This is a genomic window from Paracoccus luteus, assembly GCF_004522155.1.
GTDB lineage: Bacteria > Pseudomonadota > Alphaproteobacteria > Rhodobacterales > Rhodobacteraceae > Paracoccus > Paracoccus luteus.
Map to the genome: position 1 here is coordinate 139000 of NZ_SDEA01000004.1, position 21150 is coordinate 160149.

Annotated in this window: 19 protein-coding genes and 2 other RNA genes; 7 read left to right on the top strand and 14 right to left on the bottom strand. The window is 69.2% G+C overall.

Annotated features, from left to right (window positions below; genetic code table 11):
- The first annotated feature begins 28 nt into the window (after window positions 1-28).
- The 3 genes from ffs (at window position 29) to EPA64_RS07320 (ending at window position 3664) form a co-directional block, all read left to right on the top strand.
- Window positions 29-125: signal recognition particle sRNA small type (gene ffs, locus EPA64_RS07310), an RNA gene on the top strand.
- 175 nt (window positions 126-300) lie between these two features.
- Window positions 301-3258, top strand: coding sequence for an isoleucine--tRNA ligase (gene ileS / locus EPA64_RS07315; protein WP_134725621.1), 2958 nt, complete (start codon window positions 301-303; stop codon window positions 3256-3258).
- Between the two features lie 46 nt (window positions 3259-3304).
- Window positions 3305-3664, top strand: coding sequence for a hypothetical protein (locus EPA64_RS07320; RefSeq protein WP_134725622.1), 360 nt, complete (start codon window positions 3305-3307; stop codon window positions 3662-3664).
- A 4-nt stretch (window positions 3665-3668) separates the two neighbouring features.
- Here EPA64_RS07320 and folE2 read toward each other — a convergent pair whose 3' ends face one another.
- Together folE2 and EPA64_RS07330 are read right to left on the bottom strand one after the other, a co-directional pair.
- Entirely contained in the window at window positions 3669-4631 is a 963-nt protein-coding gene (gene folE2 / locus EPA64_RS07325) for a GTP cyclohydrolase FolE2 (RefSeq protein ID WP_134725623.1), read from the bottom strand.
- A gap of 84 nt (window positions 4632-4715) precedes the next feature.
- The gene (locus EPA64_RS07330; RefSeq protein WP_134725624.1) at window positions 4716-5897 is read right to left on the bottom strand and encodes an aminotransferase class I/II-fold pyridoxal phosphate-dependent enzyme; all 1182 of its coding nucleotides are present in this window, start codon (window positions 5895-5897) and stop codon (window positions 4716-4718) included.
- A gap of 172 nt (window positions 5898-6069) precedes the next feature.
- Here EPA64_RS07330 and EPA64_RS07335 point away from each other — a divergent pair, with 172 nt between their 5' ends.
- A complete protein-coding gene (locus EPA64_RS07335; protein WP_134725625.1) occupies window positions 6070-7053 on the top strand; it encodes a TerC family protein in 984 nt (327 codons plus the stop codon).
- A 120-nt stretch (window positions 7054-7173) separates the two neighbouring features.
- The gene (locus tag EPA64_RS07340; protein WP_246026659.1) at window positions 7174-7785 is read left to right on the top strand and encodes an inner membrane-spanning protein YciB; all 612 of its coding nucleotides are present in this window, start codon (window positions 7174-7176) and stop codon (window positions 7783-7785) included.
- Here EPA64_RS07340 and EPA64_RS07345 read toward each other — a convergent pair.
- The 6 genes from EPA64_RS07345 to EPA64_RS07370 all read right to left on the bottom strand — a co-directional run bounded on the left by EPA64_RS07345 (window position 7743) and on the right by EPA64_RS07370 (window position 13734).
- Window positions 7743-8654, bottom strand: coding sequence for an alpha/beta hydrolase (locus EPA64_RS07345; RefSeq protein ID WP_167626616.1), 912 nt, complete (start codon window positions 8652-8654; stop codon window positions 7743-7745). The genes EPA64_RS07340 and EPA64_RS07345 overlap by 43 nt on opposite strands.
- Window positions 8655-9034: 380 nt before the next feature.
- The gene (rpmG, locus tag EPA64_RS07350; RefSeq protein ID WP_017999830.1) at window positions 9035-9202 is read right to left on the bottom strand and encodes a 50S ribosomal protein L33; all 168 of its coding nucleotides are present in this window, start codon (window positions 9200-9202) and stop codon (window positions 9035-9037) included.
- Window positions 9203-9338: 136 nt separating this feature from the next.
- Window positions 9339-9725, bottom strand: coding sequence for a PAS domain-containing protein (locus EPA64_RS07355; RefSeq protein WP_134725628.1), 387 nt, complete (start codon window positions 9723-9725; stop codon window positions 9339-9341).
- 96 nt (window positions 9726-9821) lie between these two features.
- An RNA gene (rnpB, locus tag EPA64_RS07360) (RNase P RNA component class A) lies at window positions 9822-10199 on the bottom strand.
- Window positions 10200-10295: 96 nt separating this feature from the next.
- Window positions 10296-12689, bottom strand: a complete 2394-nt coding sequence (locus EPA64_RS07365) for an ATP-dependent helicase (RefSeq protein ID WP_134725629.1) — start codon at window positions 12687-12689, stop codon at window positions 10296-10298.
- A gap of 76 nt (window positions 12690-12765) precedes the next feature.
- The gene (locus EPA64_RS07370; RefSeq protein WP_134725630.1) at window positions 12766-13734 is read right to left on the bottom strand and encodes a DUF1223 domain-containing protein; all 969 of its coding nucleotides are present in this window, start codon (window positions 13732-13734) and stop codon (window positions 12766-12768) included.
- A 271-nt stretch (window positions 13735-14005) separates the two neighbouring features.
- Between EPA64_RS07370 and acnA the strand changes: the two genes are divergently transcribed.
- Both acnA and EPA64_RS07380 read left to right on the top strand, forming a co-directional pair.
- A complete protein-coding gene (gene acnA / locus EPA64_RS07375; RefSeq protein ID WP_134725631.1) occupies window positions 14006-16789 on the top strand; it encodes an aconitate hydratase AcnA in 2784 nt (927 codons plus the stop codon).
- Between the two features lie 204 nt (window positions 16790-16993).
- Window positions 16994-17782, top strand: a complete 789-nt coding sequence (locus tag EPA64_RS07380; RefSeq protein ID WP_134725632.1) for a calcium-binding protein — start codon at window positions 16994-16996, stop codon at window positions 17780-17782.
- 68 nt (window positions 17783-17850) lie between these two features.
- Here the strand turns inward: EPA64_RS07380 and EPA64_RS07385 are convergent, their stop codons facing one another.
- The 6 genes from EPA64_RS07385 to EPA64_RS07410 form a co-directional block, all read right to left on the bottom strand.
- Window positions 17851-18417, bottom strand: coding sequence for a DsbE family thiol:disulfide interchange protein (locus tag EPA64_RS07385; RefSeq protein WP_134725633.1), 567 nt, complete (start codon window positions 18415-18417; stop codon window positions 17851-17853).
- Window positions 18410-18556 carry a heme exporter protein CcmD gene (ccmD, locus tag EPA64_RS07390; RefSeq protein WP_134725634.1) on the bottom strand — a complete coding sequence of 49 codons (147 nt, stop codon included), beginning with the start codon at window positions 18554-18556 and terminating at the stop codon, window positions 18410-18412. The genes EPA64_RS07385 and ccmD overlap by 8 nt, the downstream gene beginning before the upstream one ends.
- Entirely contained in the window at window positions 18553-19278 is a 726-nt protein-coding gene (locus EPA64_RS07395; protein ID WP_134725635.1) for a heme ABC transporter permease, read from the bottom strand. Before EPA64_RS07395 ends, ccmD begins: the two co-directional genes overlap by 4 nt.
- Before the next feature lie 42 nt (window positions 19279-19320).
- The gene (ccmB, locus tag EPA64_RS07400) at window positions 19321-19977 is read right to left on the bottom strand and encodes a heme exporter protein CcmB (RefSeq protein ID WP_134725636.1); all 657 of its coding nucleotides are present in this window, start codon (window positions 19975-19977) and stop codon (window positions 19321-19323) included.
- A gap of 175 nt (window positions 19978-20152) precedes the next feature.
- On the bottom strand, window positions 20153-20800 hold the full coding sequence (gene ccmA / locus EPA64_RS07405; protein WP_134725637.1) for a heme ABC exporter ATP-binding protein CcmA: 648 nt from the start codon (window positions 20798-20800) through the stop codon (window positions 20153-20155).
- Window positions 20797-21150 carry an Mth938-like domain-containing protein gene (locus EPA64_RS07410; RefSeq protein ID WP_134725638.1) on the bottom strand — a complete coding sequence of 118 codons (354 nt, stop codon included), beginning with the start codon at window positions 21148-21150 and terminating at the stop codon, window positions 20797-20799. Before EPA64_RS07410 ends, ccmA begins: the two co-directional genes overlap by 4 nt.

Here is a 21150-nt window from a genome sequence, read left to right on the forward strand (position 1 = left end):
CGGGCGCCGGACCGCCTATCTGAACGGCGAGAGGTTGGCGCGGGCGAGCGCCTCGCCAACCCGGTCAGGTCCGGAAGGAAGCAGCCGTAACGAGCCCCGCTTGGGTCGTTGTCCAGCCTCTCACCCCCCCCCTCTCCTTCCTTTCAGCCTCGTCAGCCGCTTGCGGCGGCGCGGTGGGCTTTCTATAACCCCGGCGATGTTTTTCGCGGGCCGGATCATCCGAATTAGCCGCCCGGTGGCGTGAGGTTTCGCGCCGCCGGGATGTCGCCTGCCTGACCGCCAGCCAAGGATTCCGCCCCGATGACAGCGCCCGACACGACCGCCGACGCGACCCGCACCGCAACCGTCCCCGATTATCGCCCGACGGTGTTCCTGCCCGAAACCGATTTCCCCATGCGGGCGGGCCTGCCGCAGCGCGAACCCGGCTGGCTGGCCCGCTGGGAACGGCTGGGCGTCTATGACCGCCTGCGCGCGCAGGCCGGGGGTCGCGCGCCCTTTGTCCTGCACGACGGCCCCCCTTATGCGAACGGGCACCTGCACATCGGGCACGCGCTGAACAAGGTGCTGAAGGACTTCATCGTGCGCAGCCAGCAGATGATGGGCCGCGACGCGCGTTATGTGCCCGGCTGGGACTGCCACGGCCTGCCGATCGAATGGAAGATCGAAGAGGAATACCGCAAGCGCGGCCAGGACAAGGACGCCGTCGACGTGGTCGAGTTCCGGCAGGAATGCCGCCGCTTTGCCCAGGGCTGGGTCGACATCCAGCGCGACGAGTTCAAGCGCCTGGGCATCACCGGCAAGTGGGACGACCCTTATCTGACGATGGATTACCACGCCGAGGCGGTGATCGCGGCCGAGTTCATGAAGCTGGTGATGAACGGCAGCCTGTATCAGGGCTCCAAGCCCGTGATGTGGTCGCCGGTGGAACAGACCGCCCTGGCCGAGGCCGAGGTCGAATATCACGACCACACCAGCCACATGATCTGGGTGCCGTTCGCCGTTGTGGCGCAGCACGACTTTGCGCCGCTGGACGGCTGCATCCGCGCCGACCTGCTGGGCGCGCGGGTGGTGATCTGGACGACGACGCCCTGGACCATCCCGCAGAACCGCGCCGTCGCCTTCGGGCCGGACATCGCCTATGGGCTTTATCAGGTCACCGGGGACAAGGCGGGCAGCTATCTGCTGGCCGACAATCTGGCGGCCGAGGTCTTCAAGGCGGCAAAGCTGGACACCGGGGACTGGCAGCGCCTGCGCGACGTGCCGGCGGGCGAACTGTCGTCGCTGGTGCTGGCCCACCCCTATCGCGGGATCGAGGGCGGCGCCGGCGAATGGGATTACGACGTGCCGCTGCTGCCCGGCGACCATGTGACCGACGATGCGGGCACCGGCTTTGTCCACACCGCCCCCAGCCACGGCGACGACGACTATCAGCTGGCGCTGCGCCACGGTCTGCCGATGACCTATAACGTCATGCCCGACGGCAGCTATCGCGCCGACCTGCCGCTGTTCGGCAGTCAGGCGATCATCCAGCCGGACGGCAAGGAAGGCCCCGCCAACGTCAGCAACATCAAGGCACTGGCGGGGCAAGGCGCGCTGTTCGCCAAGGGCAAGCTGAAGCACAGCTATCCGCACAGCTGGCGGTCCAAGGCGCCGGTCATCTATCGCAACACGCCGCAATGGTTCGCGGCCATCGACAAGCCGCTGTCGGACGGCATGGGCCAGCATGGCGACACGATCCGGGCGCGGGCGCTGGAATCCATCGACCGGCTGGTGACGTGGACGCCCCGGACGGGGCGCAACCGCATTTTCTCGATGGTGGAAAACCGCCCCGACTGGGTGCTGTCGCGGCAGCGCGCCTGGGGCGTGCCGCTGACCTGCTTCACCCGGCGGGGGGCGCGGCCGGGTGACGCCGATTTCCTGCTGCGGGACGAGACGGCGAATGCCCGCATCCTCGCCGCGTTCGAGGAGGAAGGTGCAGACGTCTGGTATCGTTCGGGTTTCAAGGAACAGGTGCTGGACGGGGTGGTGAACCCCGACGATTATGACCAGGTGACGGACGTGCTGGACGTGTGGTTCGACAGCGGATCGACCCACGCCTTTGTGCTGCGCGACCGCGCCGACGGCAGCCCGGACGGCATCGCCGACCTGTATCTGGAAGGCACCGACCAGCATCGCGGCTGGTTCCAGTCCTCGCTGCTGCAGGCCTGCGCCACGCGGGGGCGCGCGCCCTATCGCGGCGTGCTGACCCACGGCTTCACCCTGGACGAAAAGGGCATGAAGATGTCCAAGTCGCTGGGCAACACCATCGTCCCCGCCGAGGTCATCGACCAATACGGCGCCGACATCCTGCGCCTGTGGGTGGCGCAGGCAGACTATACCGCTGACCAGCGCATCGGCCCCGAGATCCTGAAAGGCACCGCCGACAGCTATCGCCGGCTGCGCAACACCATGCGCTATATGCTGGGCGCGCTGGCCGGGTTTTCCGACGCCGAGCGGGTCGAGCCGGCCGCCATGCCGGAACTGGAACGGTGGGTGCTGCACCGGCTGGCCGAACTGGATGGGCGCGTCCGCGCGGGCTATGACGCCTATGATTTCCAGGGCGTGTTCCGGGCGCTGTTCGACTTTGCCACGGTCGATCTGTCGGCGTTCTATTTCGACATCCGCAAGGATGCGCTTTACTGCGATGCGGCCGACAGCCCCCGCCGCCGCGCCGCGCGCACGGTCATGGACGCGCTGTTTCGCCGCCTGACGACCTGGCTTGCGCCCATGCTGCCCTTCACGACCGAGGATCTGTGGCTGTCGCGCCATCCGTCCGACGACGACAGCGTGCATCTGCACGATTTCCCCGACACGCCCGAGGACTGGATCGACGAGGCGCTGGCGGCGAAATGGGACGCGGTGCGCCGCGTGCGCCGCGCCGTGACCGCCGCGCTTGAGGTCCGGCGGACGGACAAGACCATCGGCTCAAGCCTCGAGGCCGCGCCGGTCGTCCATATCGAGGATGCGGCGACGCTGACGGCGCTGAAATCGGTCGATTTCGCCGATGTCATCATCACCAGCGCGGTGTCGCTGACCGCCGACCCCGCCCCGTCCGAGGCGTTCCGCCTGCCCGAGGTGCCCGGCATCGGCGTCGTCTTCGAGGAGGCGGCGGGCGAGAAATGCGAACGCTGCTGGAAGATCCTGCCCGACGTCGGCGACCACGCGCATCCCGCGACCTGCGCGCGCTGCGACGCTGCGCTGACCTCGGCGGGGCTGTGACCGCGCGCCGGGGCGGCCGTCCCGGCGCCAATCAAAGGAGCGCAAGATGCTTTCGACCGTGCTGATCGTCCTGACCCTGGGCCACGCCGACGGCCCGCATCTGGCGGTCACGCCAGCCGACGACGCCGCCGCCTGCGCGGCCAAGGCGGGGGCGGTGACGGCGGTGCTGGAACAGTCGGGATATCCGGTCGCGGCGGCCCGCTGCGTCGAGACGGACCAACGCTTCACGCCCTATCGCCACGGCGCGGGCGCCCCCGCCCCGGTCAACGCCTTTCGCGTGACCCTGCCCGCCGCGGGGGGCGCCAAGGCCGAGCCGCTGGCCGCGCTGTCGGACTGCACCGCCGCGCCCGACGCCGATCCGGCGGTTTTCTGCGCCCTGTCCGCTCAGGAACTGCTGGCGGACTGACCGGTCAGGCCCGCAGCCCCGCAAAGGTCATCGGATCCAGGCTGACCTGCGCAAAGGTCGGCCCCTCGGTCAGCAGGCTGACGGCGTCGTGGGAATGCAGCGATTCCTGGTGGCTGGCCACGATGCGGAAATCGCCGATGCGCGGATCGGCCAGCAACTGCTGGGCAAAGGCGCGCACGGCATCCTCGACAAAGATCGGGTTCGCCGCGTTCAGTTCGGCGAACGCCTGCTCATCCTCGCGCTTGACCATCACCTGCGTCTCGGTCGCCACGGCACGGCGGCACAGCGCGACCATATCCTCGAACCACAGCTTGTCTTCGCCCTGCATCACGACGGAAATGCGCGCGATCGACCGCTGCGAATGCGGCGTCGCCAGCTGGGCGCGGCTTTCGCGGGCATGTTCGGACAGTTCCAGCGAACAGGGGCAGGTCGAGGAATAGACATAGTCGAAATGCAGGATCCGCTGGCGCTGCCCGGCCTGGTCCACCAACTCCATCGCGATGTCGTAATACTGCCAGCCGGACAGACCGGACCGCAGCGAATCGACCCGCATCGGATAGGACAGCCGCATCTGGATGCGGGCGTCGAAGGCGTCCAGATGCTCCTTGTAGTCGTGGACCGCCGCCGCCAGCACCCCCAGCGAGAACTGCTTTTCGGCATGGGCATAGAACGACCGCATGATCCGCGACATGTTGATGCCCTTGCGGTCGGCGTCCAGGCTGACCGTGCCGGTCACGCTGGTTTCCAGCACGATCTCTCCGCCGTCCTTGGTGTGATAGCGGATCGGCAGGCGAAAGTTGGAAATGCCGACGTGCTGGATCGCGGTGCGGGCGCCGACGATCAGGCTGGCCGGGCCGTTCTGCAGGTCGGGCAGGCTGGCCTTGTATTGCTCCGAGACGGTGAAATCCGCCGGATAGCTGCGGCTCAGCGCCGGATAGACCGGGGTCAGCGGGCGGTTCTGGGTCATGGGCGCGTCCTGTCGTCCGGCCGGGCCGCCATCCGGCCCCGCCGCAATATGGGGCCTGCGGCCGCCGGGGGAAAGGGTGCGGCCTCAGCCGCCCAGGGCCTGGCGCAGATCGGCGATCAGGTCGTCGGGATGTTCCAGCCCCACCGACAGCCGCACCAGCCCCGGCGTGATCCCCAGCGCCGCCTGATCCTCGGGCGACAGCCGCTGGTGGGTGGTCGTGGCCGGGTGCGTCGCGATGGATTTCGCGTCGCCCAGGTTGTTCGAGATCGAGATCAGCCCCAGCCGGTCCAGCGCCTCGAAGGCCGCCTGTTTGGACCCGAGGTCAAAGGCGATCATCGTGCCGCCCGTGCCCATCTGCGTCACGGCCAGCGCGTGCTGCGGATGATCGGCGCGGCCGGGATAGATGACGCGGACGCCGGTGTCGGCCAGCGCATCGGCGACCAGCGCCGCGCTGTCGCACATCGCGCGGACGCGCAGGTCCATGCTGGCCAGCCCGTTCAGCATGATCCACGCGTTGAAGGGGCTGATCGCCCCGCCCGTGTGTTTGAGGTAAGGCTCGGCCACCTCGCGCACGAACTGGCGGGTGCCGCAGATGATCCCGCCCAGACAGCGGCCGCCGCCGTCCACGTGCTTGGTCGTCGAATAGATGACCACGTCCGCGCCCTGTTCCACCGCGCGGGAAAAAACCGGCGTCGCAAAGACGTTGTCCACCACGACCAGCGCCCCCGCCGTATGAGCGATGGCGCTGATCGCGGCGATGTCCATCACCTCGAGCGTCGGATTCGAGACCGATTCGAAGAACACCGCGCGCGTGCCCGGCGTGACCGCCGCCTGCCACTGGGCCGCGTCGGTGCCGTCCACCATCGCCACCTCGACGCCAAAGCGTTTCAGGATGTCGAGGACATAGAGGCACGACCCGAACAGCTGCCGAGCGGCCACCACCCGGTCGCCGGGCCGCACCAGCGCCATCAGCGCGCCGTTGACGGCGGCCATGCCCGACGCGGTGGCGAATGCGTCCTCGGTCCCTTCCAGATCGGCCATCCGGTCCTCGAACATCCGGCTGGTCGGGTTGCCGTAGCGGGCATAGATGAACTCGTCCGGCCCGACCGACTTGAACCGCCCCTCGGCCTGGCCGGCGGTGTCATAGGCAAAGCCCTGTGTCAGGAACAGCGCCTCGGCCATCTCGCCATACTGGCTGCGGCGGATGCCGTGGTGGACAGCGCGGGTGCGGGGATGCGGCGTGCGGGTGTTCGGCGTGCGGGTCATGCCGACCGGGTTACTGCCGCCGGGCGTGCAGCGCAACGCCCGCATGCATCGGCGCGCGCGTTACCCCCTTGAACATGCGCGCGGACGTTCCATCTAGGAAAAAACCGGGCCCCTCTGGCGATCCGACAGGATCGTGATGTCGGTTGACATACGCCAACCAGTGGGGACAGGCATGGATTTCCTGACACAGCTTTTTCTTGGACAACCGGTCTGGATGTGGACCGGGTTCGTCACCCTTGTGCTGGCGCTGCTGGCGCTGGACCTGGGCGTCCTGAACAAGGGCGCGCACGAGATCGGGGTGCGGCAAAGCCTGCTGACCTCGGCGTTCTATATCGCGGTGGGCGTCGCCTTCGGCGGCTTTGTGTGGTGGCAGATGGGGTCGCAGGCGGCGGCCGAATATCTGACCGGCTTCGTCGTCGAAAAATCGCTGGCGATGGATAACGTTTTCGTCATCGCCATGATCTTCGGCTATTTCGCCATTCCCCGCGCCTATCAGCACCGCGTCCTGTTCTGGGGCATCCTGGGCGTCATCGTCCTGCGCGCGATCATGATCGGGCTGGGCGCGGCGCTGGTGCAGCAATATGCGTGGGTGCTGTACGTGTTCGCGGCGTTCCTGATCCTGACCGGCATCAAGATGCTGCGGTCGGGCGACGGTCACGGCGATCTGGCCGACAACCGCTGGCTGGCGTGGCTGACGCGGCGGGCGCGCGTGACGTCCACCCTGCATGGCGAGCGGTTCTTCGTCCGTCAGGCCGACCGCTTTGGCAGGATGCGGCTGTTCATGACGCCGCTGTTCCTGTCGCTGATCGTGATCGAGATCGCCGATCTGGTCTTTGCGGTGGACAGCGTTCCCGCCATCTTCGCCATCACCACCGACCCGTTCCTGGTCTATACGTCCAACATCTTCGCCATCCTCGGCCTGCGGGCGCTGTATTTCGCGCTGGCGGCGGTCCTGCACCGCTTTGCCTATCTGAAACCTGCGCTGGCGATCCTGCTGATCTTCATCGGCGGCAAGGTGTTCGCGGCCGACCTGCTTGGCCTGGGCAAGATCCCGCCCGCATTCTCTCTGGGCGTGACCGCGCTGATCCTTGGGGGCGGCATCGCGCTGTCGCTGATCAGGACGCGCGACAGGGGCGACGCGGCGCCGCGCGCCTGATCCCTTGGGGCGCGAGCGGCCGATGGTCCGCGCGCGCCCTTGAACATTGCGCCAAGGGGCGCAGCCGCTATGCTGCGCCGTCCCGCGCGCCCCCGCGCCACGCCTGACCCGGAGCTTGCGATGCGTCCCGTTTCCCCCCTGCTGAAATCCACGCTGGAATACGGCCCGCTGCTGGCGTTCTTCGCCGTCTTCATGCTGCTGCGCGACCAGACGGTTGCCGTCGCCGGACGGCAGATGTCGGGGATCGTCTTTGCCACGCTGGTGTTCGTGCCGTTGTTGGTGGCGTCCACGCTGGCGATGTGGGCGCTGACGCGCCGGCTGTCGGCGATGCAGGTGATGACGCTGGTTCTGGTCGTCGTCTTCGGCGGACTCAGCGTGTGGCTGAACGACCCGCGGTTCTTCAAGATGAAGCCGACGATGATCTATCTGCTGTTTGCCGCCCTGCTGGGCATCAGCCTGATGCTGCGGCGCAACTGGCTGGGGTCGGTGCTGGGCGACGCGGTGCCCTTGCAGGCGCAGGGCTGGCGCGTGCTGACGATGCGGCTGACCGGGCTGTTCATCGCTCTTGCCGCCGCGAACGAGGCGGTCTGGCGCACCCAGTCGGACGGGGTCTGGGTCAGCTTCAAGACCTTCGGGCTGCCGGTGCTGATGGTCCTGTTCTTCGTGGCGAACGCGGGCCTGTTTTCACGCTATGCCGCAGGCGACAGCGGGACCGGCCCCGGCCGCGACTGAAGCCGCTGCGGCAGCAGCCGCGACCAGCGTGGCAGCGGCCGGTCGGGCAGCATGGCCCGCAGCACCCGCAGCGGCAGGCGGTCCGGCCCGGACAGCGCCGCGCGATACAGGTCGAACACCCCCGGCGCCAGATAGGGCGACCAGTGGCAGGCCCGGCAGGGCCGGTGGTCGATGCTGAACCCCAGCGCGGCCAGCCCGGCGCGGGTCGCGGGATCGTCGATCTGCACATCGACCCAGTTCCGCTGCGGCCGCGACAGGCCGAACCCCAGCGCGCGGCCCCTGCCCCCGGTCAGCATCAGTTCAAAGCCCAGGTCATAGATGTCGTTCTCGCGCGAGGTGACGTTGATCACCTCGGCCAGCATCCCCGCGGGGCTGGCGATGGCCGCTTCGGCGCGTTCGCGCAACTCTGCCGCGCTCAGCAGCACCAGCCGCCCCACCGCGCCGGGGGACGCGCGGCGCAGCGCCGCCAGCGCCACGCGCGCGCCCAGCGAATGGCCGATCACCGCGACGGGCCGCCGCGCCGTCACCGCCAGCCGGTCGATCAACTGCGCAAGATCAGCCCCCACCGCCGAGGCGCGGGCATAGGCCGCGCGCAGGCTGCCGTCCGCGTGCCACCCAAGGGCGACGGCCAGCCCCTCGGGGCCGTGGGCGGTGAACCCCAGCGCCGCGGGCCAGGACACCACGCGCCGGGCACCGGGATCGGGCGTCAGCGACAGGATGTGGCGGTGCGGATCGCGGTCCGGCCCGCCATCCGGCGAAAAGCGATAGCCGTGGATCATCACCACCACCGGCGCCCCGGGTCGCAGCGTCGCGGCCCGCGCCAGCACGGCGTCCCCGTCCTGCGCCCCATTCACAGCCATCAGCGCCATCGCGCCCCCGCAATCCCGCCCCTTGTGGCGTCTGTGGCCGAGTGTGGCGACACGGGCGTGACGGCGGCGTGAGCTTTGTGTGAAAGCGGGGGGCGCAGTCGCCTGCGACCTGCATCCTACGAGGCGACAGGCCAGTGGGCACCTGACGGCCATCGGCGGCTTGACGGGCCCCAGGACTGCAGCCACGCGAGTCGGGCGGCTTCGGAGAATGTGCGCAACGCGGCAGCTGCCGCGCGTTGCGGAGAAGCCGCAGTGATCTGGAGTCCGAACCCGAACCCGAACCCGAACCTCGAAAGCAGGCCTTTCCAACGCAAGCAACCGCGCCCGTCGCCGGGTGCGGTTGCATGGGTGCCGCCCGACGGCGGCAGAAAAGGCAGATCTTACTTGATCTTGCCTTCCTTGTATTCGACGTGCTTGCGGGCGACCGGGTCGTATTTGTTGACCGTCATCTTTTCGGTCATCGTGCGGGCGTTCTTCTTGGTGACATAGAAATGCCCGGTCCCGGCGCTCGAGTTCAGACGGATCTTGATCGTCGTCGGTTTCGCCATTGGTCCTGCTCCTCATGGGGCGCGCGGACACCGGCCGCTGCGACTTCACCCCGTCAATTCGTGAAGCCCGCCTTTTACGCGGGCGCGGGCCGAAGTCAACCGGCTTTCTTGCCCGAACCTGCGGTTCCGTCGTCCATTAGGCCCGCAGGACGCACAGGATCTTGACGACGCGGCCGGCATCATCCTCGATCGGGGTCAGGGTCGCGATCGACGACATTGCCCGCTTGCAGTTCAGGGTGATCCGCATCGTCTCGCCCTCGGACGCGTCCGCCAGGGCTGCGTGCAATTCCTCGCGGTCCGCGTGGGGCCACAGTTCCCACCAGTATCGGCCCGTCGGGACCGCTGCGATGGCCGCGGCAAGGCAGGCCATGCCGGCGGCGTTGATCTGGGTTACGCGGCCGTCGGGGTCCATCAGGATCACGGGCTGAGTCAGCTGGCGCATCAGGGCCAGTGCCAGCGAGGTGTCCACGCCCCCTGTGGCCGGTTCGGCAACGGTGTCCAAGTGGGTCGATTCGTGCAGCATGGCGTCGTCCCCCGGAATGTTGTGGATGCTTAAACTGGGGCCAACCTAACAGACGGATTCCGATCCGGGTAATCTTTTTCAACAGCTTGACAAAGGATGCGCGGACGGCCTGTAAGCCGGGTTCTGTCCGGGGGCGGACCCCCTGGATGACCATTCCTCTGGTCCCGCCGTTGCCGGCGGGATCAAGCTGCCAACCCGGATCTGCTGGGGCGCAGGCGGCCCTGCGGGGTTGCCCCCGCGCGCGATCCCTATTCGGCATTGCTCCCGGTGGGGCTTGCCTTGCCGGTCCGGTTGCCCGTCCCGCGGTGGGCTTTTACCCCACCGTTTCACCCTTGCCCCCGCACGCGGGGGCGGTCTGTTCTCTGTGGCGCTTTCCCTGGGGTTGCCCCCGCCGGGCGTTACCCGGCACCGTGCCTGCATGGAGCCCGGACTTTCCTCGGACGGCAAGCCGCCCGCGGTCATCCAGCCATCCGCGCGACGGGTCAGATAGGCGGGCGCGCGGGGCGGGTCAAGCCGGGTTCGTCCCGCGCCTGCCCCTGCGACGCACCGCCGCCGCGGGTCGCGGCGGCGTCAGAACGGCACGTCGTCCGATGCCTGCCCCGCGGGCTGCACATAGGCGGCCTTGATCGTCTTGAAGCCGGCGGGGAACTCGACCGTCAGCGTATCCTCGGCGATGCCCATGACGCTGCCGGTGCCGAATTTCTGGTGGAACACCCGGTCGCCCACGCTGAAGCGCGCGCCGGGGGTCGCGTCGATGACGACCGGGGTGCGGTGGACCGGCTGGGCGCGGGCGCCCGCCCGCTCTTGCATCCGCTTCCATCCGGGCGAGTTGTAGACGTCGGCCCGCGCCGCCTTCTCGTGCATCGCCGAGGGCACGAAGGGCTGCGCCGCGGCGCCGTAGCCGCCGCCGTAAAGGCCGGGCGGCGTCAGAACTTCGACTTCAGATTCAGGCAGTTCGTCGATGAACCTCGACGGCAGCGAGGATTGCCACTGGCCATACATCCGGCGGTTGCCGGCAAAGCTGATGGTCGCCAGCTCCTCGGCGCGGGTCAGGCCGACATAGGCCAGCCGCCGCTCCTCCTCCAGCCCCTTCAGGCCCGATTCGTCCATGCTGCGCTGGGACGGGAACAACCCGTCCTCCCACCCGGGCAGGAAGACCACGGGATACTCCAGCCCCTTGGCGGCGTGCAGGGTCATGATGCTGACCTCGTCGGCACGCTCGCCTTCGGATGCGTCCATGACCAGCGCGACGTGTTCCAGGAACCCCTGCAGATTGTCGAAGGACTCCAGCGCCTTGACCAGTTCCTTGAGGTTGTCCAGCCGCCCCGGCGCGTCGGGCGACTTGTCGGCCTGCCACATCGCCGTATAGCCCGATTCGTCCAGGATGCGTTCCGCCAGTTCGACGTGGCTGACGGCCGAATCCAGCGCATCGGCGTGCCAGCGGCCCATGCCCTCGACGAACAGGCGCAGCGCGCCCGCACCCTTGCCGGTCAGCGCGCCGTTCGCGACGGCCGCCGCCGCGCCCTCGATCAGCGACAGACCGCGGGACCGCGCCTCGCGCTGGATGGTCTGGACGGCCTTGTCGCCAAGGCCGCGCTTGGGGACGTTGACGATGCGTTCGAAGGCCAGATCGTCGGCCGGGCTGACGGCAAGCCGGAAATAGGCCATCGCATCGCGGATTTCCTGACGTTCATAGAACCGCGGGCCGCCGATCACGCGATACGGCAGGCCGATGGTCATGAACCGGTCCTCGAACGCGCGCATCTGGTGGGACGCGCGCACGAGGATGGCGATGTCGTTCAGGTCGCGCCTGCCGACGGCGTGGCGGTGGCCGCCGTGGAATGCCTCGATCTCTTCGCCGATCCAGCGGGCCTCGGCCTCGCTGTCCCAGTGCCCGATCAGGCGGACCTTTTCGCCGCCCTCGGCGTCCGTCCACAGCGTCTTTCCCAGCCGGCCCGTGTTGGCCGCGATCAGCCCGGACGCGGCGGCGAGGATCTGCGGGGTCGAGCGATAGTTCTGTTCCAGCCGGATCACCTGCGCGCCGGGGAAGTCCGCCTCGAACCGCAGGATGTTGCCGACCTCGGCGCCCCGCCAGCCATAGATCGACTGGTCGTCGTCGCCCACGCAGCAGATGTTGCGATGGCCCTGCGCCAGCAGCCGCAGCCACAGATACTGCGCGACGTTGGTGTCCTGGTATTCGTCCACAAGGATATGCCGGAACCGGTCCTGCCACTGCGCCAGCACATCGGGGTGCGCCTGAAAGATGGTGACGCAATGCAGCAGCAGGTCGCCGAAATCGACGGCGTTCAGTTCCAGCAGGCGGCGCTGATAGGCCGCGTAAAGCCGCGCGCCGTGGCCGTCATAGGCCTGCCCCTCGGCCGCGGGCACCCGGGGCGGGGTCAGGGCGCGGTTCTTCCAGTCGTCGATCAGCCCGGCCAGCATCCGCGCGGGCCAGCGCTTTTCGTCGATATTGTCGGCGGCGATCAGTTGCTTCAGCAGCCGGATCTGGTCGTCGGTGTCCAGGATCGTGAAGCTGGGCTTGAGGTGCGTATCCGCGTCGCCCACCAGTTCCGCGTGGCGGCGCAGGATCTTGACGCTGATCGAATGGAACGTGCCCAGCCACGGCATCCCCTCGACCGTCTCGCCCATCAGGCGGGCGACGCGCTCGCGCATCTCGCGCGCGGCCTTGTTGGTGAAAGTCACGGCGAGGATGCGGCCGGGCGTGGCGCGTCCCAGCGTCAGCAGATGGGCGATGCGGGCGGTCAGCGCGCGGGTCTTGCCCGTGCCCGCCCCCGCCAGCAGCAGGACGGGGCCGTCCAGCGCCTCGACCGCCTGCCGCTGGGCGGGGTTCAGCCCGTCCAGATAGGGCGTGGGCCGCGTCCCCATTGCCCGCTGGGACAGCGGAATGCGGACGGGCGCGGCGGCCGCCGCCTGGAATGCGTCGCTGTCGTCGAACTGGCTCATGCCCCGCAACATAGCGCGGATTGGCGGAACCGCAACGATTGCGTTCCCCGTTCGTTCACTTTTGCCGCGGTGCCGGTCAGTCCAGCCGGATGGCGGCCAGGATCGGGCCGGGCAGCCCGCCGGGCAGGGTCTGCTGCGCCAGGATGGCGTGGCGCGTGTCGTCAGGGAACCGGCCGTCGGGCTGGCTGCCGGGGGTCACGGTCAGGCGCAGCGGCGTGCGGGCGTCCCAGCGGTTCAGCGTCTCGGCACCCAGGACGATGTTGGCGTATTCCACGGTGCGGCCCCGGTTCTCGCCCGCGCGGATCGTCACGGATCGCCGGTCGGCATAGCGAATCAGCGTGATGTCGACCCCGCCGGGGATGGCTGCGCGGGGCATCAGGTCAATGACGAAACGGCCGTCCTGTCCGCGGGCGGTCACGCTGACGGCGGCGGGCCGGGCGGCGTGTTCGTCGATCAGCGCCACAAGGCTGCCGCGCTGGACCGTGATCAGCGTGTCCTGCCCGTCCACGATGATCTGCGGCGTATAGACCCCCCGTTCGCCCGCCACGTCGGCATAGGCCTCCTGACGGGCGGTATGCTCTGGCCGGGCGAAATCGTCGGCCCAGCCCAGATAATCCCAGTAATCGACATGCCACGCCAGCGGCAGCACGTCGGCCCGCCCGGCCAGCGCCGCGACCAGCGCGTCGGCGGGCGGGCAGGACGAACAGCCCTGCGCGGTGAACAGCTCGACGACGACCGGGGGCATGCCGGCCGGGCCGCGTGCGGCGGGCGGGGGCGGCGCCGCGAGCGCCAGCGGGTCCGGCGGCGCGCCCTGCGGGGTCAGCGCCATATAGCCGCCCGCGTCCAGCGTCGATTCCCCCTCGGGCGCCTGGATGACGGCGATGCCCGGCGTGGCCTCTGCCTGCGCAACCGGCTGTGCGCCCACGGGCGCCGACACCGTTGCGGCCCCTAGCAGCAGCAGCGCCAGCGCACCGCCGGACACGGCCGGACGGGCAGAGATCTTGTGCAGGACGCGGCGGAAAGGGGGCAGGACGGGGATCATCATCACCCCGGCATTTAGGCCACGGGGGGCAGCGGGACCAAATCAACGATGCGTTAGCGCGCCGCGATGCGGCATGACCCCGCCGCAGCGGGGTGCGCCCAAGCCGCGCAGGGCTGCCGGGACCGCTTGCACACGCCGGGCGCACGGTATACTATGGCATACAAAGACGCCGTGCCCCGTCCCGGACCGCCCTTCCGCCTTGTGCGGGGGCGGAAAACCGGGCAAGCGGGGCGCGTCGTCAGCCCTGTTGCCACCCACTTGAGGAAGCACCGCCATGCCGATCGTCACCGGAACCGACACCGCCAAGACCCGCCGCGACCTGACCGTCGACGGGCAGACCGTCGCCTATTACTCGATCCCCGCCGCAAGCGAAGCGGGTCTGGGCGATTTCTCGCGCCTGCCGGCCGCGCTGAAGGTTGTGCTGGAAAACATGCTGCGGTTCGAGGACGGCGGCTTCACCGTCTCGACCGACGACATCCGGGCCTTTGCCGCGTGGGCCGAGAACGGCGGCAAGTCCGACCGCGAGATCGCCTATCGCCCCGCCCGCGTGCTGATGCAGGATTTCACCGGCGTTCCGGCGGTCGTCGACCTTGCCGCGATGCGCGACGGCATCGTGGCGCTGGGTGGCGACGCGCAAAAGATCAACCCGCTGAACCCGGTCGATCTGGTCATCGACCACTCGGTCATGGTGGACGAGTTCGGCACCCCCCGCGCCTTCCAGCGCAACGTCGATCTGGAGTACGCCCGCAACATGGAACGCTATCAGTTCCTGAAATGGGGACAGGGCGCGTTCAACAACTTCCGCGTGGTGCCGCCGGGCACCGGCATCTGCCATCAGGTGAACCTGGAATATCTGGCGCAGACCGTCTGGACCGACACCGACCAGCAGGGCGCGACCGTCGCCTATCCCGACACGCTGGTCGGCACCGACAGCCACACGACGATGGTCAACGGCCTGGCCGTGCTGGGCTGGGGCGTGGGAGGGATCGAGGCCGAGGCCGCGATGCTGGGCCAGCCGATCTCCATGCTGATCCCCGAGGTGGTGGGCTTCAAGATCACCGGCGCGCTGCGCGAGGGCGTGACCGCGACCGACCTGGTGCTGAAGGTCACCAAGATGCTGCGCGACCACAAGGTCGTCGGCAAGTTCGTCGAGTTCTATGGCGCGGGCCTGGACAACATGCCGCTGGCCGACCGCGCGACCATCGCCAACATGGCGCCCGAATACGGCGCGACCTGCGGGTTCTTCCCGGTCGATGGCGTCACCCTGCGCTATCTGCGCCAGACCGGCCGCGACGAGGCGCGCATCGCGCTGGTCGAGGCCTATGCCAAGGCCAACGGCCTGTGGCGCGACGACAGCTATGCGCCGGTCTACACCTCGACGCTGGAACTGGACCTGGGCGAGGTGGTGCCCGCGATTTCCGGCCCCAAGCGGCCGCAGGACCACGTCGCGCTGGATGCGGCGGCCGAGACGTTCAAGGCATATATCCGCAGCCTTCCCCCCGCCCCCACCGCCCCCGCCGCGCAAAAGGCGAAGATGACGGCCGAGGGCGGCGCACCTTCGCCCGCGCCGCAGGACATCCCCGGCGGCGACCGCGACGGCATGCTGGCGCGTGGCGCGGTCGAGGGGCAGGACTATCAGCTGCGCGACGGCTCGATCGTGATCGCCTCGATCACGTCCTGCACCAACACCTCGAACCCGTATGTGCTGATGGCTGCGGGCCTTGTCGCCCGCAAGGCGCGCGAACGCGGCCTGAACCGCAAGCCGTGGGTCAAGACCTCGCTGGCGCCCGGGTCGCAGGTGGTCGAGGAATACCTCAAGGCCGCCGGCCTGCAGGAAGATCTGGACGCGCTGGGGTTCAACCTGGTCGGGTTCGGCTGCACGACCTGCATCGGCAACTCGGGCCCGCTGGCCCCCGAGATTTCCAAGTCGATCAACGACAACGATCTGGTCGCTGTGTCGGTGCTGTCGGGCAACCGCAATTTTGAAGGGCGGATCAGCCCCGACGTGCGCGCCAACTACCTGGCCAGCCCGCCGCTGGTCGTAGCCTATGCCATCGCGGGCGACATGAACATCGACATCACCCGCGAGCCGCTGGGCACCGACAAGGACGGCACGCCCGTCTATCTGCGCGACCTGTGGCCCACCTCGCTTGAGGTGGCGGACCTGGTGGACCGCATCGTCACGCGCGAGATGTTCCAGTCCAAATACGCCGACGTGTTCAAGGGCGACGAACGCTGGCAGGCGGTCGAGACGACGGACAGCGAGACCTATGACTGGCCGACCGCCTCGACCTATATCCAGAACCCGCCCTATTTCCAGGGCATGGCCCGCGAACCCGGCACGATCAGCGACATCACCGGCGCGCGCGTGCTGGCGATGCTGGGCGACATGATCACCACCGACCACATCAGCCCGGCCGGTTCGTTCAAGCCCGCGACGCCCGCCGGCCGCTATCTGACCGAACGCCAGGTCGCGCCCGCCGACTTCAACAGCTATGGCTCGCGCCGCGGCAACCACGAGGTCATGATGCGCGGCACCTTTGCCAACATCCGCATCAAGAACGAGATGCTGCACGGCACCGAGGGCGGCTATACCAAGGGGCCGGACGGGCAGGAAACCTCGATCTATGACGCCGCGATGGCGTGGAAGGATCGCGGCGTCCCGCTGGTCATCGTCGGCGGCGTGGAATACGGCGCGGGCTCCAGCCGCGACTGGGCGGCCAAGGGCACCAACCTGCTGGGTGTCAATGCGGTGATCGCCGAATCGTTCGAGCGCATCCACCGGTCGAACCTGGTCGGCATGGGCGTCATCCCGTTCGAGTTCACCGGCGGCGACAACCGCAAGTCGCTGGGCCTGACCGGCGACGAGGAAATCTCGATCACCGGCCTGGCCGACGGCTTCCGCCCGCTGACGATGGTGCCCGCCACCATCCGCTTTGCCGACGGCACCGAAAAGACCGTGCAGCTGAAGGCGCGCGTCGATACCGAGGTCGAGATCGACTATCTGAAGAACGGCGGCGTGCTGCACTACGTCCTGCGGAACCTCGCGAAGTCCTGATCGGCGGAAACCGACCATCACGCCCCCGACGCCCCTCGCGCAGATTGCGCGGGGGGCGTTGTCATGAGACGGTCGTGCAGAGGGGCAATGACAATCGCTAGCGGGCCGGCAAGGCCCCGTTCAGGTTGGTAACCCGCTGCATCGCAGCGGATTTCTGCGGCTGCTTGCCGCATATCTGCATCACGCAAACCGGCGGAGAATGACATGGCGACCATCATTGGAAACGGATCGGCCAACCGGCTGCTCGGCACGAACTTTGCTGACCTCATCCGCGGGCTGGACGGCGACGACACGCTGTTCGGGCGCGGCGGAAACGACACCCTGTTCGGCGGCGATGACGCCGACCGCCTTTGGGGCCACGACGGCAACGACACGCTGAGCGGCGGCGAGGACAACGACCGCCTGTATGCGGGCGACGGCAACGACCTGCTGATCGACGACGAGGGCGACGACTTCTTCGACGGCGGCACCGGCGCGGACCGCATCTGGGCCGACGAGGGCAACGACACCATCGTCGGCGGCACCGGCGCGGACCAGATCTATGCCGACGAAGGCAACGACCGCATCGACGCGGGCAGCGAGGACGATGGCGTGGCCGCCGGCGAGGGCAACGACTATGTCGTCCTGGGCGGCGGCGCGGACCTGGCCATCGGTGGCGAGGGCGACGATTCGCTATTCGGCAACCTGGGCAACGACACGCTGATCGGCAACGAAGGCAACGACGTGCTGGCAGGCGGGCTGGGTCACGACATCATGACCGGGGGCGAGGGCGCTGACCGCTTCATCTTCACCCAGGGGCGCGACGTGATCCGCGACTTCGACAATGGCGACGACCGCATCGACGTGCAGCAGTTCAACCTGTCCAGCTGGGGGGCCGTGCGGACGCAGCTGATCCAGCAGGGCGACGACGTCGTGTTCGTCTATCACGGCAACACGCTCCGCATCGAGGATACGCAGATCGCGCAGATGGATGCGAGCGACTTCATCTGGTAAGCTGGCGCGGTCCTGAACGACAAGCGGCGGCCCTTGGTGGCCGCCGTTCTCGTCCCAGTTTGCCCGGTTCAGTCCGCGGCTGCCGTCGCCTGCCCTGCGGCGGCCAGCGCCTTGTCCAGTTCGGGGCGGAACCGCTGGCGGTAATCGTCCCCGACCAGCGGGCCGACATAGCGGAACAGCACCGTTCCCTGCCCGTCCACGATGAAGGTTTCGGGCGGCGCGGTGACGCCCCAGTCGATGGCGCCCCGGCCCTGCGGGTCGGTGGCGATGGCGGCATAGGGGTTGCCGTGATCGGCCAGAAAGCGAAGCGCCTGCGGTTCCGGGTCTTTCAGATCGACCCCCATCACGGGGATGCCCTCGGCCGCAAGCGCGGTCAGCGTCGGATGCTCGGCCCGGCAGGGCGGGCACCAGCTGGCCCAGAAATTGACCAGCGTCACCTTGCCGGCCCGCAGGTCGGCGTCCGTCAGCTGCACGGTCCCGGGCAGGGTCGTCGTGGGCAAGGCGGGCGCCTGCCGGCCGATCAGGGTGGACGGGATCGCCGTCGGATCGTCGCGGTTCATCCCCCACAGGAACATGCCCGCCAGCGCGGCGAATGCCAGCGGCGGCAGCGCGACAAGCGGGGAGATCCTAGCCACGGTTACGCTCCACCTGCTCCAGCGCGCGGCGGGCGCGGGCGTCGGCCAGCAGCGTCTGCGCGACCATCAGCGCCAGCAGCGCCAGCGACACGGCCCATGCGGCCAGCACCGGGCCTGCGTATTTTCCCAGTTCGATCATCCCTGAACCTCGCGCGCCAGCAGCGCCGCGGTGCGGCGGCGTCGGATTTCCGTGCGCGTGCGGATCAAGAGCAGCGTCACGAACAGCAGAAAGAACCCCAGCATGCACAGATACAGCGGATAGCTGTAGGCCGAGCTGATGCGATCGCCCGGCCGCACGCTGACCGTCGCGCCCTGATGCAGCCCCTGGTTCCAGAACTCGACGGCATAGCGCGACAGGAACGCAAAGACCGATCCGACCAGACACAGCACGCCCGTCAGGTCGGCGGCGCTGTCGGGGTTGTCCACCGCCGACCACAGCGCGATATAGCCCAGGTAGAACAGGAACAGGATCAGGAACGCGGTCAGCCGCGGATCCCATTCCCACCATGTCCCCCACATCGGCTGGCCCCAGATCGCCCCCGTCAGCAGCGCGATCACAGTCATCACCGCGCCCACCGGGGCCGCAGCCTTGGCGGCCAGCGCGCTGACATGGTGCCGCCGGATCAGCCAGACCAGCGAGGCGGCCAGCATCATCACCCAGATGTTGATCGCCATCATCGCGGCGGGCACATGCAGGAACATGATCTTGACCGTCGACCCCTGCTTGTAGTCGAGCGGCGTCAGGAAACCCCAGACCAGCCCCACCGCCAGCGACACGGCGGCGCCGCCGGCAACCCACGGCAGGATCGCGGCCGAGGTCCGCATGAACTTGACGGGGTTGGCGTATTCCCAGATCGACATGGCGTTTTCCTTAGCCGCAGCGGCGGGCCGCGGAAAGCCCCCTCACCGCAGGTTGACCCGCAGCGCGGCGGCAGCCGCAAAGGGCATCGCGGCCAGCACAGCCAGCGTTATCCCGGCCAGAAAGACCAGCGGCGTGGTCCCGTCGCCGCCTGCGGCCCCGCGTCGCACCGCCTCGGCGCCAAAGATCAGCGTCGGCACATACAGCGGCAGGACCAGCAGCGACAGCAGCAGGCCGCCGCGGCGCAGCCCGACGGTGATCGCCGCGCCGAACGCGCCCAGCATCGACAGCGCGGGCGTGCCGATCGCCAGCGACGCCAGCAGCCACGGCTGCGCCGCGCCGGGCAGGTGCAGCAGGACGCCGAACACGGGCGCGGCCAGCACCAGCGGCAGGCCGGTCGTGACCCAGTGCGCGGCGGCCTTGATAGCGACCGCCCCCTCCAGCGGCAGGGGGGCGGTGGCCAGCAAATCAAGGCTGCCATCCTCCCAGTCGAGGGCAAAGATGCGGTCCAGCGACAGCAGACAGGCGAGCAGCGCGCCGACCCACAGGATGCCGGGGGCGATGCGCGCCAGCGTCCCGCCCTCGGGGCCGACGCCAAAGGGGACCAGCGTGCAGACGATCAGGAAGAACGCGAGGCCAAGGCCAAAGCCGCCGCCCGCCCGCGTCGCCAGCCTGAGGTCGCGGACCAGCAGCGCGATCATTGCGGCACCCCGGACGGGCACAGGCGGCCGGCGGCGTCGCCCCGAACTGGCCCGACGGGGTCGCGCCGGACGCGACCGGCGGCAGGGGCGGCGTCGCGCCGGGCACGTTCGGCGGCAGGGACGGGCGCGGGCCGGGCACGGCCGGCGGCGGGGGCGGGCACAGGCCGGGGGGCGGTCATGCGAACGCCTCGTCAAAGCCGGCGGGGGCGCGGCGGGGCGCGGGGCTGCCCCGCGGGCGGTCGCCGGCGCGGTGCGGCGACAGGTCCAGCACCCGCGCCTCGGGCAGGGCCAAGTCGATGTGGGTCGCCATCAGCGCCGACCCGCCGCCCGCCAGATGGGCGCGGATCGCGGCGGCGAACAGCGCCACGGATGCGGCGTCCAGCGAGACGGTGGGTTCGTCCAGCACCCACACGGGGCGTCCCGTGACCAGCAGCCGCGCCAGCCCAAGGCGGCGTTTCTGCCCCGCCGACAGCATCGCGGCGGGGCGTTCGGCCAGCCGTTCCAGGTTCAGCGCCGCCAGCGCCGCCTGCGGCCCCGGCCCGCCGAAGACCTGCGACCAGAACGCCAGATTCTCGGCCACGGTCAGCGCCGATTTCAGCCCGTCGGCGTGGCCCGCATAGGCGATGGAGTCGGGATCGGCGGTCACCGTCCCCTGCAAGGGCGGCTGCAGCCCCGCGACCGTGCGCAGCAGCGTCGTCTTGCCGATGCCGTTCGGGCCGCGCAGGATCAGCGCCTGCCCCGCGTCCAAATCAAAGCCGATGCCCTCGGCCACCCGCCGGCCGCCGCGCGCGACGGCCACATCGCGGACCGACAGGCGGGTCACACCGGGATCAGCGCGCAGGCGACGCGCCGTCCCTCGGACAGGGTGACGTTATAGCTGCGCGCGGCCGTCGGGCTGGCCATCGCCTCGACGGCGATGCCCGCCGCCTCGAGCGTGGCGACCAGCGCCGCGGGGGGGCGGCCGATTTCCGCGCCCAGGCCCAGGAACAGCACGTCCACGCGGCCCGCCAGTGCGGTCAGGGCGGCGACATCGTCCAAGCCCCCCCAATCCCGCGCGCCCGTCGGCGTGGCGATGACCGGGCCACGCCAGACCTTGCCGCCGACGCGAAAGAACCCCGGACCATAGCCGTCCACGGGCACCCCGCCGTCGAACTCGGTCGGGCGCAGCGCCAT

Coding starts and splice junctions, on each gene's coding strand:
- EPA64_RS07380 (WP_134725632.1), top strand. CDS start 16,994: ATGGCGACCATCATTGGAAACGGATCGGCCAACCGGCTGCTCGGCACG.
- EPA64_RS07370 (WP_134725630.1), bottom strand. CDS start 13,734: ATGATGATCCCCGTCCTGCCCCCTTTCCGCCGCGTCCTGCACAAGATC.
- EPA64_RS07410 (WP_134725638.1), bottom strand. CDS start 21,150: ATGGCGCTGCGCCCGACCGAGTTCGACGGCGGGGTGCCCGTGGACGGC.
- ccmB (WP_134725636.1), bottom strand. CDS start 19,977: ATGATCGCGCTGCTGGTCCGCGACCTCAGGCTGGCGACGCGGGCGGGC.
- ileS (WP_134725621.1), top strand. CDS start 301: ATGACAGCGCCCGACACGACCGCCGACGCGACCCGCACCGCAACCGTC.
- EPA64_RS07365 (WP_134725629.1), bottom strand. CDS start 12,689: ATGAGCCAGTTCGACGACAGCGACGCATTCCAGGCGGCGGCCGCCGCG.
- EPA64_RS07330 (WP_134725624.1), bottom strand. CDS start 5,897: ATGACCCGCACGCCGAACACCCGCACGCCGCATCCCCGCACCCGCGCT.
- EPA64_RS07355 (WP_134725628.1), bottom strand. CDS start 9,725: ATGCTGCACGAATCGACCCACTTGGACACCGTTGCCGAACCGGCCACA.
- EPA64_RS07335 (WP_134725625.1), top strand. CDS start 6,070: ATGGATTTCCTGACACAGCTTTTTCTTGGACAACCGGTCTGGATGTGG.
- rpmG (WP_017999830.1), bottom strand. CDS start 9,202: ATGGCGAAACCGACGACGATCAAGATCCGTCTGAACTCGAGCGCCGGG.
- folE2 (WP_134725623.1), bottom strand. CDS start 4,631: ATGACCCAGAACCGCCCGCTGACCCCGGTCTATCCGGCGCTGAGCCGC.
- EPA64_RS07320 (WP_134725622.1), top strand. CDS start 3,305: ATGCTTTCGACCGTGCTGATCGTCCTGACCCTGGGCCACGCCGACGGC.
- EPA64_RS07395 (WP_134725635.1), bottom strand. CDS start 19,278: ATGTCGATCTGGGAATACGCCAACCCCGTCAAGTTCATGCGGACCTCG.
- acnA (WP_134725631.1), top strand. CDS start 14,006: ATGCCGATCGTCACCGGAACCGACACCGCCAAGACCCGCCGCGACCTG.
- EPA64_RS07340 (WP_246026659.1), top strand. CDS start 7,174: ATGCGTCCCGTTTCCCCCCTGCTGAAATCCACGCTGGAATACGGCCCG.
- EPA64_RS07345 (WP_167626616.1), bottom strand. CDS start 8,654: ATGGCGCTGATGGCTGTGAATGGGGCGCAGGACGGGGACGCCGTGCTG.
- ccmD (WP_134725634.1), bottom strand. CDS start 18,556: ATGATCGAACTGGGAAAATACGCAGGCCCGGTGCTGGCCGCATGGGCC.